Raw genomic sequence first — 16325 nt, forward strand, 5'->3', positions numbered from 1 at the left:
GAGAGTAACCAAATACGTTATCCAACAAAAAACCTCAGCCAATGTGACTGAGGTTTTTTGTTTTATGAATGTCTATCTAGCAGAGATGATTAGTGGCGACGATCAACGTCATCGTACTCACTACCCATGATGCCATCATTCATGACTTTAGAGAATTCACGCTCGTTTTCTTCATCGATGTGACCATCGAACACGTCTTTAGCACCAGCGTTAGGATCGTTGTATAGCGCCAGATCCATTTTACCTTCTGATTTTGCTACGATAGTTGTCACGGCAGCATCACCGCCCACGTTGACAGCCGTACGTAACATATCAAGGATACGGTCCACACCCAAGATCAAGCCAATACCTTCGATTGGCAAGCCAACTTGCGCAAATACCATCGATAGCATGATCAAGCCGACACCAGGGACACCAGCCGTACCGATAGAGGCCAGTACTGACATCAAGATAACGGTTAGATATTCTGTCACGCCCAAATCAATCCCATAAATATTGGCAATAAAGATGGTCGCTGTCCCTTGCATGATGGCTGTACCATCCATGTTGATGGTGGCACCAAAAGGAACGGTAAACGAAGCAACTGAGTTATTCACACCCATACGCTTAGTAACGGTACGCAAGGTAATCGGAATAGTTGCGTTTGAGCTTGACGTACTAAACGCAAAGATTTGTACTTCGCGCATTTTTGCCAAAAAGGTCTTGATAGATAGACCTGAAGAGACTTTTAGTACAATCATCATAGTAACGAAGAAATGGAAGACCAAAGACCCAACCAATACTGCCATATAGCTTAGCAGTGACAAAATTAACTCAAAGCCTAGCTCAGACATCGCCTTGGCTAACAGTGCAAATACACCATAAGGGGCTAGGTTCATAATGATGGTCACCATCTTCAAGATGACTTCATTGATAAGCTCTAGACTTTGAACCAAGCCTTTGGCAGGTTTACCCACCATCAAAATACTGATACCGATTAGAATGGCAAAGAAAATAATCGATAGCATGTCGCCATTTGCCATCGCACTGATGGGATTTGAGGGGATAATGTTTGAGAATACATCAAGCAGTGGCGGCGCTGATGCAGCTTCAAACGTGGCTTCGGATTCGATATTCATGCCTTTACCGATACCAAATAGCACACCCAATCCAATCGCCGTTGCAATAGCAAGCGCGGTTGTCATCATATAGATCATAAATGTTTTGGTACCAATACGTCCTAGCAGACGGATATCACCAATGCCACACACACCGCAAATCAGTGAGATAAGTACTAAAGGTACGACCAACATTTTTAGCGAGTTAACAAATAGCTTGCCGATAATAGCAAAGGCACCATTTGTGATATAAGTATTAACGAAGCTGCCTTCGCCATTCAATCCTGAGTAGTTTAAAAATAGACCCAGTATGATACCGAGCACCATGGCAACGATAATCTTGCCTGTTAGTCCCATATTTTTCCACATATCCATATCCTTTGTGTGCATAACAGCGCTATAGTCAGTGTCACCCAAATCTATGTGACCGTGTTTGCCAATCTAACTATAATGCGTGTTATGACTATTAAGTTCTTGTGATTGTCGCTTGATGTCACATTTTCGAGGACAATATAAAAGAATAGTTAAGGGCACTGCAAGATTTTTTTATCATTTTATTCCAAGAGAACAATCCCTGTCACAACTATGTGCCCATAAAATAGTGATTATTTATTGTAAACGGTTTGTTTCTGATATGAAACAATATATTCATGAAAGAGTTTTTAGGGTAAATGGATATATCAAACTATTGATATTAAACCAGTGTTATCACTTTGATGTCATAAAATACGTTTACATTTTGGCAACTCCAAAAAAAACCAAACTGTCGCGTGTGGACAGTCTGGCTTTTGAAGTTTTATATTTATCGTCATGAATAATCACGATACTCATGAGTTTACGCGTTTGAATTGACCTTTTAGTTATACCTTATCATCTTCTTCACGTTCGCGCGGCAGATGCGTCTGATCATCTAAGGTTTGGAGGTGTTTGTCACTTGCGCTTTCGTCGACCTCATCAGGTGGAGCAATATGGCGACTGTGGTTGTTACTCATACGCTCATTGAGGTGAGACTCTGCATCACGGTAGCGATGATCAAGCGCTTCGGCTTCAGGATTTGATTTCTCAAAATTCGCCTGTGACTTGATTTCTTTCACAGTATCTTGCTCGCTGACCATTTCTACATCACCATCGCTCTCATAGCCGTGATTAGGATTGGCATCACCAGTCTGTGGTTCTGTATTTGTCGTATCATTTAACTCATGCGTGACTGGCATCTCACTGTCAGTCGCTACGCCACTTTTGTTTTTTACTTCTTTTTTTAGCGCTGCATAATTTGTTAGTTGATTGACTGCATTTTCGAGCGTATGTGGATTATCGCGCTCTTGAGCTTCTGATAGATGCTTATCAAATACATCGGTTAATAATGAATCAAAGCGCATGGCATTGTATTGAATCAGCACTTCTGCCTCTTCTTCAGTAATACCGCCGTTTTGGCTCGCATGTACCACATGGTCTTCGAAGGTTAGGCCTTCAAAGCTGTCCTGATGTTCTGCCTTTTTAAACTTCTGCCACAGTGGTTCGATCTCAACCAAGGTCTGATAAGCATGCTCCATACGGCCTGTCAAATCATCTGGGTCGGTATTGTAATAAACCATGGTTTTGAGATAATCGCGGAATGGGTTGGCAGAAAAATCATCCATAAAGGTATCACCCAGCTGACGTTTTAGCTCATCGCTTGCTGGCGTAAAGATACGGCCACTTGGGAAAGTCACAAAGCTCACCACATTGGCGGCCATACGATTAGGGAAGTTGGCAAAGAAAGACACAAAAGCTTCTTGAATCGTGTATAAGCTATTTTGGAGTGCAACTTTGGCATGTAAACGCTCAGCTTCGGATTTACTACCATGCTCATAAAATTGCAAAATAGCCGTCGCGATAAATAAGTGGCTATGAATATCCGCTAAGCGACCAGACAGCATTTCTTTACGTTTGAGATCCCCTGCTAACAGTGCTAACGCCATATCTGCAGTCAATGCAAAGCCAGCACTAAGGCGGTTGATATGCTTGTAATAAGGACGAGTAAAGGCATCAGCAAAACGTGGCGCATTATCACTACCACCGACGTAACCTGCGATAAACGCCTTTGCACCGCGGTTGAAGGTATAGCCTAAATGTTTGAAGAAAAGCGTGTCGAATTTTTCAGTCGCTGCTTTTTTATCCTCACTCTGTAGCAGTTGCAGTTCATCGAATAGATAAGGATGACAACGCATCGCGCCTTGACCAAAAATCATCAGCGAGCGGGTCAAAATATTGGCACCCTCAACAGTGATAGATACAGGAATTGCTTGATAAGGTATCGCTAAGAAGTTACGTGGGCCCATCTGTACGGCACGACCGCCGACCACGTCCATACCATCATTGACCACACCGCGCATGGTTTCAGTGGCATAGTATTTTGCCATTGCAGTCATGACTGATGGCGTACCGTCTTGGTTTAACCCGCAAGTTACCAAATGACGGAACGCTTCTAACATATAAGTATTACTTGCCATGCGACTGGTGGCGTCCTGTACACCTTCAAATTTACCGACTGATATTTTGAACTGTTCGCGAACTTTTGCAAATGCACCGACAGACAGATAGGTCATTTCACTGGCTGATGTTGATAGGGCAGGCAAGGAGATACCACGACCCACGCCCAAGCACTCCATCAGCATACGCCAACCGCGACCAGCGTTTTCGACACCACCGATGATGTAATCTAAGGGGATAAAGACATCTTTGCCATCGACCGTACCATTCATAAATGGCGAGCCGATTGGGTTGTGACGTGGGCCCGTGACCACCCCTTCATGATTGGCAGGGATCAGTGCACAGGTGATACCATAATCGGTTTTGTTGGGATCTCCAAGCAGCCCTTCAGGATCATGCATCTTAAAAGCCAAACCCACGACAGTAGCGATAGGTGCTAATGTAATCCAGCGTTTGGAGAAGTTCATACGCAGACCAAGTACCTGCTCGCCCTCATGCGTGCCATAACAGACGACGCCTGTATCAGGGATCGCACCTGCATCAGAGCCCGCTTCAGGACCCGTTAAACCAAAGCAAGGTACTTCATCACCTTTGGCGAGACCCGGTAGCCAGCGCTGTTTTTGCTCGTCCGTGCCATAGTGCATTAGTAGCTCACCAGGACCGAGCGAATTGGGTACCATACAGGTCACTGCCGCAGTCGGTGAGCGCGACGCGATTTTACTCATCACGCGGCTTTGCGCATAAGAGCTAAATTCTAGACCACCAAACTCTTTTGGAATAATTAACCCCAAAAAGCCATTACTTTTGATAAATTGCCACGCTTCAGGTGAAAGCTCTTTATCTTTGTGCTGGATTTGCCATTCATCGAGCATAGCGCATAGCGTTTCTACTTCGTTATCAATGAAGCTTTGCTCTTCCTCTGAGAGCTTTGGATAAGGGTAATTGGCAAAAGCCTCCCAATTTGGCGCTCCCATAAACAGCTCTTTTTCCCACCAACTGGTACCAGCATCCAGTGCTTCACGCTCCGTATCACTCATACTAGGCATTGCACCACCCAAAGCCTTATAGACAGGTTTGGTAATGAGTGATTGGCGCAGTGGAGTGATGAGTAAAACCAAGCAAAGCAGCGCGATGGGCACCCCTAAGAGGAGCGACCATGGACTGATAATGGCAGTAACAATGACGGTGATCAAGGCAACAATACTGCCCGTGACTCGTGATAAGGACAGCAAAAAGATGGCCAAGACCACAGCTAATTGAATGATGACTGCCAAAATAAACAAGCCAATTGCCATGACTATCTCCTGTGGGATACTAAATAAAAAGTGTGAAATATAAGAAAATAAAAAGATATGAACCGTTATGATTATTGTTGTGGTTTATAACAAACAGTTCTATCCATATAATAGTTGGCAGCATAAATAACCTTGGTGCTGCTAGCAGACTCTTGTACTGTATACGGCTAAAACAAAAGCGCACTGCGTCAGCTGCCATAGAACAAGCTACTAATATGAAACAGATGTTGATGACTATCAATAGCCAAAGTGCTACGCTGTGTCGATAATATGTATCAAAGATTATCGTTAAAACGCTGCGATCCTTAAGGGGTGAGCAACTATCAAAATTGATAAGTCGCCCAGCCGCTCGTGTTAGTCGGTGCCAAAAGGTATCAGATTGCTTTCGGCATAAGATAAGGTATCGTTACGTCCAACGATAATGTGATCAACCAGTGAGAGATCTAATAAGTCACAGGCTTTTTTTAGCTCATAGGTCAGTAGATTGTCAGCAGCTGAGGGCTTGGCATCGGTATGAGGATGGTTATGCGCAATAATGAGCTGGCTAGCCGCATGGCTTAGTGCGTGCCGGAGTACATGCTTGATACAGACGGAACACGATGAGATGCCGCCTGTGAACAGTATTTCAAAGTTTAACAGGTTCAACGCATTGTCCAGACAGAGGACAGCAAATACTTCACGATGCTCACCGCGTAACTGGGTGCTAATATAATCTTTGACCACTTGCGAGCGCCCAAGTGCTTGCCCCGTTTTTAGCTTACTATCCAGATAACGTGTGCCCATCTCAAGCGATGCCAATATCTGAGCGTACTTGGCGGGACCGATCCCATGACAAGCAAGAACGGTTTTTTGCGGTGCGGCAAGCAGCTCAGCTAGGCTGCCAAACTGATCGATCAAATGACGCGCGAGCTCAATCGCTGACTGTGACTGCGTACCCGTACGTAAAAATATGGCCAGTATCTCCGCATCAGATAAGTGAGCGGCACCGAATTTCAATAATTTTTCGCGTGGTCTGTCATCCTCATGCCAGTCTTTAATCGCCATTGCCACTCCTTAAGAATAAATTGCTAATTGTTATCTGAGGTAAATACGGAAAATTTTACCCAATTTATCTCATAGTTGTTACTATAAGCGCAATTTTATCTTTTCACTTTTTGATTGAAGCCACGCTTATGTCCAATATTGTGCTTGCTATTACTGGCGGTATCGCCGCTTATAAATCTGCTATATTTGCCCGCTTGTTGATTAAAGCAGGCTTTGATGTGCGCGTCATTATGACGACAGGCGCACAAGCATTTATCACACCGCTGACTCTGCAAGCATTGACGGGTAACGAGGTGCATGTCTCATTACTCGATGAGCAGGCAGAAGCGGGGATGGGGCACATTGAGCTGGCTAAATGGGCGGACTTAATTGTCATTGCCCCTGCGTCCGCCAATACGCTCGCACGTCTGGCTATGGGAATGGCTGATGATTTGTTGACCACAGTGTGCCTTGCCACAACCGCACCAGTTATTATCGCTCCTGCGATGAATCAGCAGATGTGGGCGCATCCTGCGGTAAATCTGAATGTACAAACCCTGCGTGATATGAACTATCAGATTATCCAGCCAGCTAGCGGTGAGCAAGCGTGTGGTGACGTGGGCGCAGGGCGGCTGCCTGAGCCTGAGCAATTATTAGATGAGGTGCTCTTGTTCAAAGCAATGAACACGACGCCGCAATTATTAGCAGGCAAAAGAGTGGTCATTACCGCAGGACCTACAGTAGAAGCAATCGATCCTGTGCGCTATTTGTCCAATCATTCTTCAGGAAAAATGGGCTTTGCTTTAGCGCGCGCTTGCGTGGCGGCTGGCGCAGAGGTGATCCTAATCGCTGGTGGTAAAGTGGCATTGCCCACGCCGCTTAATGTCACACGAATTGATGTGCTGTCTGCCAAAGATATGCTGATCGCTGCCCAGCAATGTGTGGATGGTACGCATAGCGAGCTTCAATTGGATCTTGAAGATGAGTATGACCATTCTCATGAGCACGCACATGAACATAATCATTCTCACACCCATGACCATCATGGCGATTGTGGTTGCGGTGATGAGCATGAACTACCGCAGGCTTATACTGAACACCAATTCGTAAAGGCAGATATCTTTATCGCGACCGCCGCAGTAGCAGATTATCGTACTGAAGAAGCCGCACCGCAAAAAATTAAAAAGACACAAGATGCTATGAATCTCAGCTTGGTTAAAAACCCTGATATTTTAGCGACGATTTCTCTTGCTCATCCAGAACTGTTTGTCGTTGGTTTTGCCGCAGAAACACAGGATGTCGAGCGTTATGCGCGTGGTAAGCTAGCTGCAAAAGCGCTAGATATGATTGCCTGTAACGATGTCTCACGGGCAGATATTGGTTTTGCTAGTGACGATAATGCCATGCAGGTATTTTTCTCTGAGCGCTATGAGCGTGATGCGATAACGTTAGACAAAGCCAGCAAAGACAAGATCGCTGAGCAGTTAGCCAGTATTATTGGTGAAACAATCGCTCAATGTCAAAACAGCTAGTGGTATAAATATAGGCGCTGAGCCTCAAATGGTATAAACAATATGACTAATATAGCTGGTGACGATAGCACTCAGATGCTAGTGCTGACGCTCATTTTTGCGCTGGCATCGCTGCTACACGGTATTAGCGGACTTGGTGCGACGCTCGTCACGACTACCGCGCTTGCTAGCATGTACCCATTGCCATATGCCATTGTATTGGTGATTTTCCCCTCGCTAGTGGTTAATATCATGACTTGGCTAGCAGGTGGTGAGCGCAGTGTTTGGCAAAACTTTATCTACTATGGCAGACGCTATTGGCTGCTGGCGCTCACAAGCTTGCTTGGCAGCATCTTGGGTGCTCAGTTGCTGCTGTGGATAAACAGTGCCTATATCCTATTGATGCTGGCGGCGGTCATTGGTTTTTATGTCACCAGTAGCGTGCTGGGCAAACAAATCCGCTTAGCAGATACGAAGCCCATGTTGATTGCTGTTGGTTTTGGTGCAGGCGTCATTGGCGGCTCGACCAATGCGATGTCGACCATACTGATGATGTATCTGCTCTCTGCCAGTGATGATAAAAACACCATCGCCAAAGTCGGCAACATGTGTTATTTCTTAGGCAAAGTGGCACAAATTATCGTGTTGCGTGAGCCTATCATGGCATTGAGTAGCGATGAGTGGCAGCTGATTGCCTTGCTCAGTGTGATATCTATTGTTACGCTTTTAGTCGGAATTCGTCTACGTCGTTATTTGCCACAAGCGCGTTTTCGTCAGCTTATTTTATTGATTCTAGTCGTGCTTGGAATACGCGTGGGCTGGCAAGGCGTGATGGCGTTTTTGTAGTATGGTCAGTAATAAACAGAATCAAACCATCAACTATTACAGGCTACTGGTATAAATCTTGCTTACGTGCTGCTATCGTTCGATGCGGCACAAACAACATCCCAGTAGCACTGACTCGGTTTAAAGTAAGTTGACTATAGGGAGTGTTTTTCAGGTTAACGATTGAATAAATTTAACACGATGGTCGCGATAACACTGATAACTACCATAGTGACCACTGGAAAATAAACCCGTGTATTGCCTGAGGTGTGTTTGATATCGCCTGGCAGATTGCCGAACCACGAAAAGGCATTGGGAAAAACCAGCCAAATGACCCCGACAACCACTAACACGATGCCAATTACAATCAGTATTTTTGCCATATAAGCCTCGCTAATCTTATTTTACTCTTTTGTCTCCACCATACATGCGCTGAACCTTAACCAGCTATTTCACCAAAATACAGCTGCTGTGCCACTCGAAAGGTATTGCAGTGCGCCTCGACCACATCTTCAATATTTTCAGAATAACCCCCACCCATGACGATAGCAACTGGAATGCTAGCGGCTTTTGCTTGCTCAAGCACATATTCATCACGAGCTTTGCAGCCTGCTTGCGTTAAGCCAAGTTTACCCAGTTTATCGGTCGCCAGTACATCAACTGCAGACTGATAAAAAATCATATCTGGTGCAACTTCAGTAATCAAGCATGGTAGGGTGTCTTTTAATAACCTAAGATAGGTCGCATCGTCTGTATTATTATCGAGCTCAATGTCTAGGTCAGAGACTTGTTTGCGAAACGGGTAGTTCTTAGCGCCATGCATGCTAAAGACAAAAACGCGTGGCTCATCCGCCATGATGCTGGCATTGCCATTGCCTTGATGGACATCCAAATCCACAATCAAAATTTTCTTCGCTTGTCCGCGATTTAATAATAAATTGCTGGCGATACAGACATCGTTAAACACACAAAACCCCTCGCCATGATCGGCAAATGCATGATGGGTGCCGCCCGCGACATTCATCGCCACACCGTATTGCTGAGCATATAGCGCGCACTCATAAGTTGCATGGGCGATATAGCGACCGCGCTCCACCAACTGCGGTGTCATCTCAAACCCAATTGCTCGTGCCGCCTTTCGCGGTAACGTTTGGGTTTTGAGCTGATACCAGTACTCTGCTGTATGAGTGGTCAAAATCTCCTCTTCGCTTAAGCAGGCAGGGGCAAAGAAGTTATCTTGACTGACCGTGCCCTCACTCAATAAGCGCTCCGGAATCAAGATGTATTTTTGCATGGGGAAGCGGTGCTTTTCGGGCACAGAGTAGCGAAAGACGTCAGAGTAGGCAATTTTTAGCATAAGAATTCTAGCTTAATATTGATGGTTTTTTGGATATGCAAATAGATAGATGAGCGACCGCTAAGTGCGGCCTCATTGCGTAAACTATATGAGTGAATAAACTGACGCATTACTGAACAAACTGCGTCGGTAAAAAGAATGTGCGTGCATCTGATTGCTGGCGCAGCTCTGTCAGTAATGTCTGCATATCTTCAGCAGGGTCCTGATTATTAATCAAGTCGCCAAATAGCTCGCTTGCAACCGTGGTCATCGCAACGACGCTTTGTAGTGAGTGCTCAATGATCTCAGTATCGATACCAACCGCTTCGACATCGATCGCATTTTTGTAGCGTATTTCCCCATCATTGACATCCATCTCTAGGTTGCCAATAAGCATGTCATAGTTAATTTGAGTGATGAGTAGTAGGGCAGCGCTCTGATGACTCTCTGGTATCAAAAATGGCAAAATGCCATAGATTGCTAACAGTTTATTTTTTTCCTGAACACGAAACAGGTAACCACAGTCTATTTTTTTATGACGCATTCTTAGGGATAAATGATGCGATTGCTGGCTGTCGCCGGTTTTGGGACGATAGTGCGTATAGTGCCATTGCTTGTCATTGAAGTACTGTTTTAAGCAATCAACGATGGGCGTCTCGTTATGATGTGGTGGGGCTGTGTTTTTTTCATCGGTTTTGAGCGTGGCATCAGGCGTTGATAATTGATCATTGCCCGAATGAGAACCGTCTACAGGGCTGATGCTGTCCGCTGCTTGAGTGGTATTAGCAGAAGCCATCCTGTTTTTCTTTCTCGCAGCATCAGTTACTGGCTGCGGGGCAGAAGCAGTCAGTAACTGTTTGATTTTTTGCCATAAGCTGAGTTTATTGGGTTGACTCATAATAGTATGCTGACAAGTAAGGGGTGTAAATTAATCGTGATTGAGCGCCAAGCCTTCTTTGATAGCAGGCTGTGCATAGAATGCTTCTAGCATGTCACGAATATGAGCCGTTAACCAAGGCGTTTCAATGGCGTTGTATACGATAGGTAATAGAGCGCTGCTACATTGCGCCATAGCCTCTTCATTGATATGCAAACTCGCCGCAATGGTCGCTATCGTGTCGGATTGATGATTGGCATACCAAGTATCAATACTCGCTGATACCAAACTGTGTAGATAGGGTGACAGTCGCAGGCGGTTGTAGCTTTGCTGGATGCTGGCTTCAATATGATCGATGCTGCTATTATCAGGTTCATCGCTTAAGTAAGTTTGTAGCTCACTGATTGGTTGGTCTTTGATACGATCCCAGCCCATGACCATCAGACGCGCCACTTCTTGATTTGACAAATGCGCTTGTGCATTGGCCTCAGCTCTGCGCGTCAAGTCTTTGATATTGCGATGCAAGTACGTTTGTAGTTTTTCATCGAGGTTTCTATTGGTCGCTTTCTCAAACGAGCTGCGCCCAAGCTTCATCAGTTTACCAACACCGCCCGCTTTATCAAGCGTGGTCTCCATAAAATCATTGATAGCGTGATAGAGCGTTTGGGTCAATAGATCCGCAAAGGTTTCGTTACCCACCAGCGTATGAATGAGGACGTTACGCTGCTGCTCATGGCTACCAATATAGTTAGCAAGGGTCTGAATTTGGGTGTCATCGACCAGCTCAGACAAAGGCACGTTGTCATTGACTGGATGATAGATAATGGTATGCAAAATGTCACGAATATCTTTGCGCATTACATCAGTCATTGGCTGATTTAACAGCCAGTCTTTCATTAAATGCTGTAAATGGTCACAGGTGATGTAGTTGCTTAAGGGCTGCGCGCCAAACCAGTGCCATGCTTCGAGGGCAAGCGGTTCAGCCTGCTGCAACAACCATTGCTGCATAAAATCAACTTGCGTGTCAATCAAGCTGTCTATCGTCAAGCGGCTGGTTAATGGTGCTTTTGACAAGTTGGTGTCTACATTGACACTATTAGTCTCCGCATCTGGCATTTGATTTTGGCTATCTTGTGAAGTCTGCATAGGTTTTGAAGTCATATTTTGAGGTCGTATTTTTTTGAGTTCGTACTTTTTGAAGTAAGAGTAATCGACAATTTGTTATACTGTGTGTTTGTGGTGAGCATAGGGTATTATGCCACGAACATTACCTTTGTTTGTGATGAATATTGACTGCTGCTTGATAAATAACCAGAGGTTTTGATGACGGTTTTGGATACGCCTGTACTAACGCTTGATGAGATGACGGTTCAGCGCGGCGAGATACCGCTCTGTGAAGGGGTGACGCTAACTTTGTCAGCGGGTAGTATTTGTCATCTGATTGGCGCAAATGGAACCGGAAAGACCACGTTACTCATGCAGCTGGCAGGATTATTACCGGTTTTAACAGGTGAGATTTCTTATCAAGGTCTATCAGGTCTACCTATTCAACCGTTATATGTTTCGCACCAGCTTGGTATCCATCCGAATCTAACCGTGGCACAAAACCTGACATTTTTATTGAATTTATATGGCATCACGCCAAGCACGACTGATATTGACGATGCACTCACTTGGGTTGGGCTACAAGGGTTTGAAACGATCAGCTCGAGTCATCTATCCGCTGGTCAGACACGGCGCATCACGCTGGCAAGATTGTATTTATTGACGCCAGCTGTCACACCGCTGTGGTTACTTGATGAGCCGTTTACCGCGCTAGATGTCGATATGGTGGCACGTATGGAAGCACGGTTATGCGACTTTGCTCATGCTGGTGGCTCGATACTGATGACCAGCCATCAAGCCGTTGGTGTTGCCAATCAAATGCTCGATTTGTCAGATTACATGGTCTAAATGTGACTGCTATCAGTACCATCAGTATCGGTAAAAGGATGAATAATGACAGACAGTCCAATGCAAGTGAGCACAACCATAACCGCGAATAAAAAATCAAATGTTATTGTCACAACGCCGCGCAGTATTGGGTTTATGCAGTTGTGGCGCCGTGAATGGCAAGTTAAGCAGCAAGGGGCGGTACAATGGTTGTATCCATTGGTACTGTTTTTAGTGATTATCACCTTGTTTCCACTAGCGGTCGGTAGTGAGCCTGCGCTTTTGCAGCGTCTTGGCGTATCAGCCGTGTGGATTGCTGCATTGCTGTCCTTGGTGATGGGTGTTGATGGCTTGTTCAAGCCTGCACTTGATAACGGTACGCTTGCGCAATTGGTCGTCGCCAACGCGTCACTACCGTTATGGGTATTGATTAGACTGGTCATTCATTGGATTTTTAGCAGTGGTATTGTGGCATTGCTTAGTCTGCTTGCTGTGCCGCTATTTCAGCTGAGTTGGTTTGAGGCGGGGATATTGATGGCCTCTATCGTGACAGGCAGTCCGATGCTTTTGATGCTATCCGCAGTCGCCAGTAGCTTAACGCTGTCATTGAAGAATGGCGCGGTGCTAGTGCCTTTAATTGCTTTGCCGATGCAATTGCCAGTATTAATTTTTGCTACAGGCGCGGTTGATTTATTTGCCACTGGCCTGAATGGCTTACCTATCTTGGCGCTATTGCTGGCAGGAAGTATTATATCCGTCCTAGTGATGCCATGGGTCATTGCGCTGACCCTAAAAATGTCATGGCTCAATTGATTAATACATTTGCCAGATATTAAAAAACCCAGTCGTCTAAATCCAGTTATCTAAACGCCATGTATTATCATTGTGTTGAAAACGGGCAATTTTGGTATAATAGTCAATTGAATACGTAAACAGCTCTTTGTAGATTCTATCCAGTGTTTAACGCCAGCAGGTGAGCTGATAGTGTGCTTTTGTAGGCCACATCGGTCATGACCAGTAAGCTGTGTAATAGGTTTATTCCCATGCCCAACCTGAATAACGTCTCGTCTCCTAGCCTATGGCAGCGCATTTGGCAGGGCTTCTTGACCACCGTAGGTACCAAGCAGTTCTTTCAGATTTTTAGTCCTTGGGTCAAGTGGCTCGCGATATTAGCCAGTCTCTGTTTGCTCATTGGTAGCGTATGGGGTCTTGCTTTTGCGCCGCCTGATTATTTGCAGGGCAATAGCTACCGTATTATTTTTATCCATGTGCCCGCAGCCAGTCTTGCTATCTCTATCTATTTCTCCCTTGCCGTCTTGGGGGTGATTTATTTGGTGTGGAAGATTAAGACAGCCAGTTTGGTTGCGCAGGCATTGGCTCCGATGGGATTTTTGCTTTGTGTGATCAGTTTGCTCACAGGGTCTATTTGGGCCAAGCCAACATGGGGGACCTACTGGGTATGGGATGCGCGTCTTACTTCAATGCTGATATTAGCGTTTCTATATGCAGGGGTGATGGCGCTGTTTGCTGCTTTTGAGCACACGGCCAATCGTGGTAAAGCGGCTGCTATTTTATCTATTGTTGGTGCGGTGAATCTACCGATTATCAAGTACTCCGTAGAATGGTGGAATACCTTACATCAAGGGGCCACTTTTAGTCTGACCGAAGCACCGAAGATGTCAGCTGACATGTGGATGCCACTGTTGCTCATGATTATCGGTAGTTATTTGTTGGTTGCGACCATGGCGATTTATCGTACCAATACGCTGATCTTACATCGTGACCAAGGCAAAGCGTGGGTCAAAGAATACATTCGTGCTCAACACAAATAACGGCTAGGAACCTACTATGCAGCCTTACTTTTATAGCATATCTGAGTTTGTCGCCATGGGTAAGCATGGGGTCTTTGTATGGTCATGTTGGGCGATTACCATCGGTGTGATGCTGGCCTTTATTATTTATAGTCGCAGACAAAGACAAGCGCTTATCAAGCAGCTGACGATTCAACAAGTACGTCAGGCACAGCGCACGACCAAAAAATCCACACCGATCACCAAGCAGTCTGACTGAGAAAATATATTAATATCAGGGTTTTAGCATAAGAAACTATATGCTTTTATTGACAAAAATATGACCTCGCGAGTAGCTATAGGGCTTATTGATTTGTCCGAAAAATGCTATCATATGATCATTAGAAGATTACGATTAGAAAGATTTTTTGACAATATTTCTTGCAAGCGTTTTTCTAATCGTCGTTTCTTTAATATTTTCTGTTTTATGGGCTAATTGTATTTAAAACAGAGACTCATCAACGAGGTAGAGGTATGAATGCAGTTCGTCGGAAAAAACTGACGTGGGTGATGTTTACGCTGGCAGGTGCAGCTGTAGCAGTCATATTGGTTATTTATGCTATCGGGCAGCAAACCGACTATTATTTTGATGCGACCGCTATCGCTCAAGGTGAGGCGCCTCAAGACAAGCGTATTCGTGCTGGTGGTATGGTGGTGGCTGGTAGTGTGCAGCGTGCAGCAGACAATCCATTGAATGTTGAGTTTGCGATTACTGACTTTCAATCAACCGTACCTGTGACTTATCAAGGTATTTTGCCAGACTTATTTGCCGAAAACTCAGGTGTGGTGGCTACAGGCAAGATGCAAGGCGATACCTTTGTCGCTGGTGAAGTATTGGCAAAGCATGACGAAAACTATATGCCACCAGAAGTCGCTAAATCAATGAAAGAAAACAATCGTAGCGGGGCAGTGCCTTCTTCTGAGCAATACAATCCTGCCGAAAGAATTCATGAGACTGAAACCCTGCAACAGTAATGATGATAAGTATTGATGACATATAAAAAGGCCATCGATTATCGGTGGCCTTTTTTTGAGTTGAGACTATTCAATCAATGATTAGTCATCCCATTCAGGGCTATAATCAGGATGCTCAATCTTACGACCATCAGAACTGGCTAGCTTGCCGATTTTTTCTAATTCATCTGCACTCAACTCTACTTTGATGGCGTCTAAATTGCCTTGCAGGTGATCAGGGTTAGACGTTTTCGGGATGGCAACGCGGTGTTTGTCTGATAAGATCCATGCCAATGAAATCTGCGCTGGCGTGACGTTATGCTTATTTGCAATCTCTTTGATGATATCGTTATCAAATACATCGCCACGTGCCAATGGTGAGTAAGCTTCTAGCAAAATATGATGGTTATTCAAAAATGCCTGCAAGGTATCTTGCTTGATGAACGGATGGAATTCTACTTGGTTCACAACGATTGGTACATCCGCATATTTTTTGGCTTCGATGATGTGATCAATATTAAAATTAGACACACCGATATGGCGGGTCAACCCTTGCTTTTGCAGCTCACACAAGGCAGGGATGGTCTCAGATAATGGTACACGATCATCTGGCCAATGTAGTAGCAATAGATCGACATAGTCCACGCCCAAATTTTCTAGAGACTTTTTAGCTGCAGCTTTGAGCTTTTCTGGCTCAAATTTCATGTCATCTGGAAAAATTTTGGTCGTCAAAAAGAATTTATCGCGCGCCACGCCCGATTGCTTGATACCTTCACCCACTTCTTTTTCGTTGCCATAAGCTTGGGCGGTATCGATATGCTCGTAGCCCATTTCTAGGGCTTTTTTAACCACGTCTACGCAGTCTTGACCAGTTGATTGCCAAGTACCCAGTCCTAAAACGGGAATATTTGCTTGTCCTGCGGTACGAATAGTATAGTTTTTAGTCCTCATATTTTTATCCTTATAGTCAATCCACTAAAAAAGCGTTACAGCGTTAACCTCGCTTGAAGTATGACGTATACATCTGCACTCGGTTGCCTTGTACCACTCTTAAATTGGATCAACTATATTTTATTTATAATTTATAGTATGTCTTGAGTTAAAAATGGTTTTAAAAAAAACATTTAATACAGTTGATATTAGTAGAAAAACT

At 44.8% G+C, this 16325-nt stretch carries 15 protein-coding genes; 7 read left to right on the forward strand and 8 right to left on the reverse strand.

Annotated elements, in window-relative coordinates:
- Positions 1-89: 89 nt before the first annotated feature.
- The 3 genes from GYK50_RS02160 to radC form a co-directional block, all read right to left on the reverse strand.
- Complete coding sequence (locus GYK50_RS02160; RefSeq protein WP_212564172.1) at positions 90-1466, reverse strand: dicarboxylate/amino acid:cation symporter; 1377 nt, start codon at positions 1464-1466, stop codon at positions 90-92.
- Between the two features lie 491 nt (positions 1467-1957).
- Positions 1958-4864 carry an acyl-CoA dehydrogenase gene (locus GYK50_RS02165; RefSeq protein WP_212564173.1) on the reverse strand — a complete coding sequence of 969 codons (2907 nt, stop codon included), beginning with the start codon at positions 4862-4864 and terminating at the stop codon, positions 1958-1960.
- A 354-nt stretch (positions 4865-5218) separates the two neighbouring features.
- Positions 5219-5908 (reverse strand): RadC family protein, encoded by a 690-nt coding sequence (gene radC / locus GYK50_RS02170; protein WP_212564174.1) that lies wholly within the window; start codon positions 5906-5908, stop codon positions 5219-5221.
- Between the two features lie 128 nt (positions 5909-6036).
- Between radC and coaBC the strand changes: the two genes are divergently transcribed.
- Positions 6037-7419 carry a bifunctional phosphopantothenoylcysteine decarboxylase/phosphopantothenate--cysteine ligase CoaBC gene (coaBC, locus tag GYK50_RS02175; RefSeq protein WP_212564175.1) on the forward strand — a complete coding sequence of 461 codons (1383 nt, stop codon included), beginning with the start codon at positions 6037-6039 and terminating at the stop codon, positions 7417-7419.
- Between the two features lie 42 nt (positions 7420-7461).
- Positions 7462-8244 carry a sulfite exporter TauE/SafE family protein gene (locus GYK50_RS02180; protein ID WP_212564176.1) on the forward strand — a complete coding sequence of 261 codons (783 nt, stop codon included), beginning with the start codon at positions 7462-7464 and terminating at the stop codon, positions 8242-8244.
- A gap of 155 nt (positions 8245-8399) precedes the next feature.
- Here GYK50_RS02180 and GYK50_RS02185 read toward each other — a convergent pair whose 3' ends face one another.
- The 4 genes from GYK50_RS02185 to GYK50_RS02200 form a co-directional block, all read right to left on the reverse strand.
- Complete coding sequence (locus GYK50_RS02185) at positions 8400-8606, reverse strand: DUF2905 domain-containing protein (protein ID WP_071002974.1); 207 nt, start codon at positions 8604-8606, stop codon at positions 8400-8402.
- 56 nt (positions 8607-8662) lie between these two features.
- The gene (locus GYK50_RS02190; protein ID WP_071002975.1) at positions 8663-9580 is read right to left on the reverse strand and encodes a histone deacetylase family protein; all 918 of its coding nucleotides are present in this window, start codon (positions 9578-9580) and stop codon (positions 8663-8665) included.
- Positions 9581-9689: 109 nt separating this feature from the next.
- Positions 9690-10457, reverse strand: a complete 768-nt coding sequence (locus GYK50_RS02195; RefSeq protein ID WP_071002976.1) for a type III secretion system chaperone family protein — start codon at positions 10455-10457, stop codon at positions 9690-9692.
- A 30-nt stretch (positions 10458-10487) separates the two neighbouring features.
- On the reverse strand, positions 10488-11597 hold the full coding sequence (locus GYK50_RS02200; RefSeq protein WP_227517142.1) for a hypothetical protein: 1110 nt from the start codon (positions 11595-11597) through the stop codon (positions 10488-10490).
- 162 nt (positions 11598-11759) lie between these two features.
- On the opposite strand from GYK50_RS02200, the gene ccmA reads away from it, so the two are divergent.
- The 5 genes from ccmA to ccmE all read left to right on the forward strand — a co-directional run bounded on the left by ccmA (position 11760) and on the right by ccmE (position 15193).
- Positions 11760-12389: a heme ABC exporter ATP-binding protein CcmA gene (ccmA, locus tag GYK50_RS02205; protein WP_186473636.1), complete on the forward strand. Its 630-nt coding sequence runs from the start codon at positions 11760-11762 to the stop codon at positions 12387-12389.
- 135 nt (positions 12390-12524) lie between these two features.
- Positions 12525-13181 carry a heme exporter protein CcmB gene (locus GYK50_RS02210; protein ID WP_186475475.1) on the forward strand — a complete coding sequence of 219 codons (657 nt, stop codon included), beginning with the start codon at positions 12525-12527 and terminating at the stop codon, positions 13179-13181.
- A gap of 230 nt (positions 13182-13411) precedes the next feature.
- On the forward strand, positions 13412-14200 hold the full coding sequence (locus GYK50_RS02215; RefSeq protein ID WP_058025463.1) for a heme ABC transporter permease: 789 nt from the start codon (positions 13412-13414) through the stop codon (positions 14198-14200).
- A gap of 16 nt (positions 14201-14216) precedes the next feature.
- Complete coding sequence (gene ccmD / locus GYK50_RS02220; protein ID WP_186473637.1) at positions 14217-14438, forward strand: heme exporter protein CcmD; 222 nt, start codon at positions 14217-14219, stop codon at positions 14436-14438.
- Between the two features lie 254 nt (positions 14439-14692).
- Positions 14693-15193, forward strand: coding sequence for a cytochrome c maturation protein CcmE (gene ccmE, locus GYK50_RS02225; RefSeq protein ID WP_186473638.1), 501 nt, complete (start codon positions 14693-14695; stop codon positions 15191-15193).
- A gap of 81 nt (positions 15194-15274) precedes the next feature.
- Here ccmE and GYK50_RS02230 read toward each other — a convergent pair whose 3' ends face one another.
- Positions 15275-16123, reverse strand: a complete 849-nt coding sequence (locus GYK50_RS02230) for an aldo/keto reductase (RefSeq protein ID WP_186473639.1) — start codon at positions 16121-16123, stop codon at positions 15275-15277.
- Positions 16124-16325 lie beyond the last annotated feature (202 nt).

Source organism: Psychrobacter pacificensis (assembly GCF_018336615.1).
Classification (GTDB): Bacteria; Pseudomonadota; Gammaproteobacteria; order Pseudomonadales; family Moraxellaceae; genus Psychrobacter; species Psychrobacter pacificensis.

What these genes read in the sequence shown, in the direction of transcription:
- ccmA (WP_186473636.1), top strand. Translation starts at nt 11,760, where the DNA reads ATGACGGTTTTGGATACGCCTGTACTAACGCTTGATGAGATGACGGTT.
- ccmD (WP_186473637.1), top strand. Translation starts at nt 14,217, where the DNA reads ATGCAGCCTTACTTTTATAGCATATCTGAGTTTGTCGCCATGGGTAAG.
- GYK50_RS02185 (WP_071002974.1), bottom strand. Translation starts at nt 8,606, where the DNA reads ATGGCAAAAATACTGATTGTAATTGGCATCGTGTTAGTGGTTGTCGGG.
- GYK50_RS02230 (WP_186473639.1), bottom strand. Translation starts at nt 16,123, where the DNA reads ATGAGGACTAAAAACTATACTATTCGTACCGCAGGACAAGCAAATATT.
- GYK50_RS02215 (WP_058025463.1), top strand. Translation starts at nt 13,412, where the DNA reads ATGCCCAACCTGAATAACGTCTCGTCTCCTAGCCTATGGCAGCGCATT.
- GYK50_RS02180 (WP_212564176.1), top strand. Translation starts at nt 7,462, where the DNA reads ATGACTAATATAGCTGGTGACGATAGCACTCAGATGCTAGTGCTGACG.
- GYK50_RS02195 (WP_071002976.1), bottom strand. Translation starts at nt 10,457, where the DNA reads ATGAGTCAACCCAATAAACTCAGCTTATGGCAAAAAATCAAACAGTTA.
- GYK50_RS02210 (WP_186475475.1), top strand. Translation starts at nt 12,525, where the DNA reads ATGCAGTTGTGGCGCCGTGAATGGCAAGTTAAGCAGCAAGGGGCGGTA.
- GYK50_RS02190 (WP_071002975.1), bottom strand. Translation starts at nt 9,580, where the DNA reads ATGCTAAAAATTGCCTACTCTGACGTCTTTCGCTACTCTGTGCCCGAA.
- coaBC (WP_212564175.1), top strand. Translation starts at nt 6,037, where the DNA reads ATGTCCAATATTGTGCTTGCTATTACTGGCGGTATCGCCGCTTATAAA.
- GYK50_RS02200 (WP_227517142.1), bottom strand. Translation starts at nt 11,597, where the DNA reads ATGACTTCAAAACCTATGCAGACTTCACAAGATAGCCAAAATCAAATG.
- radC (WP_212564174.1), bottom strand. Translation starts at nt 5,908, where the DNA reads ATGGCGATTAAAGACTGGCATGAGGATGACAGACCACGCGAAAAATTA.
- GYK50_RS02160 (WP_212564172.1), bottom strand. Translation starts at nt 1,466, where the DNA reads ATGTGGAAAAATATGGGACTAACAGGCAAGATTATCGTTGCCATGGTG.
- ccmE (WP_186473638.1), top strand. Translation starts at nt 14,693, where the DNA reads ATGAATGCAGTTCGTCGGAAAAAACTGACGTGGGTGATGTTTACGCTG.
- GYK50_RS02165 (WP_212564173.1), bottom strand. Translation starts at nt 4,864, where the DNA reads ATGGCAATTGGCTTGTTTATTTTGGCAGTCATCATTCAATTAGCTGTG.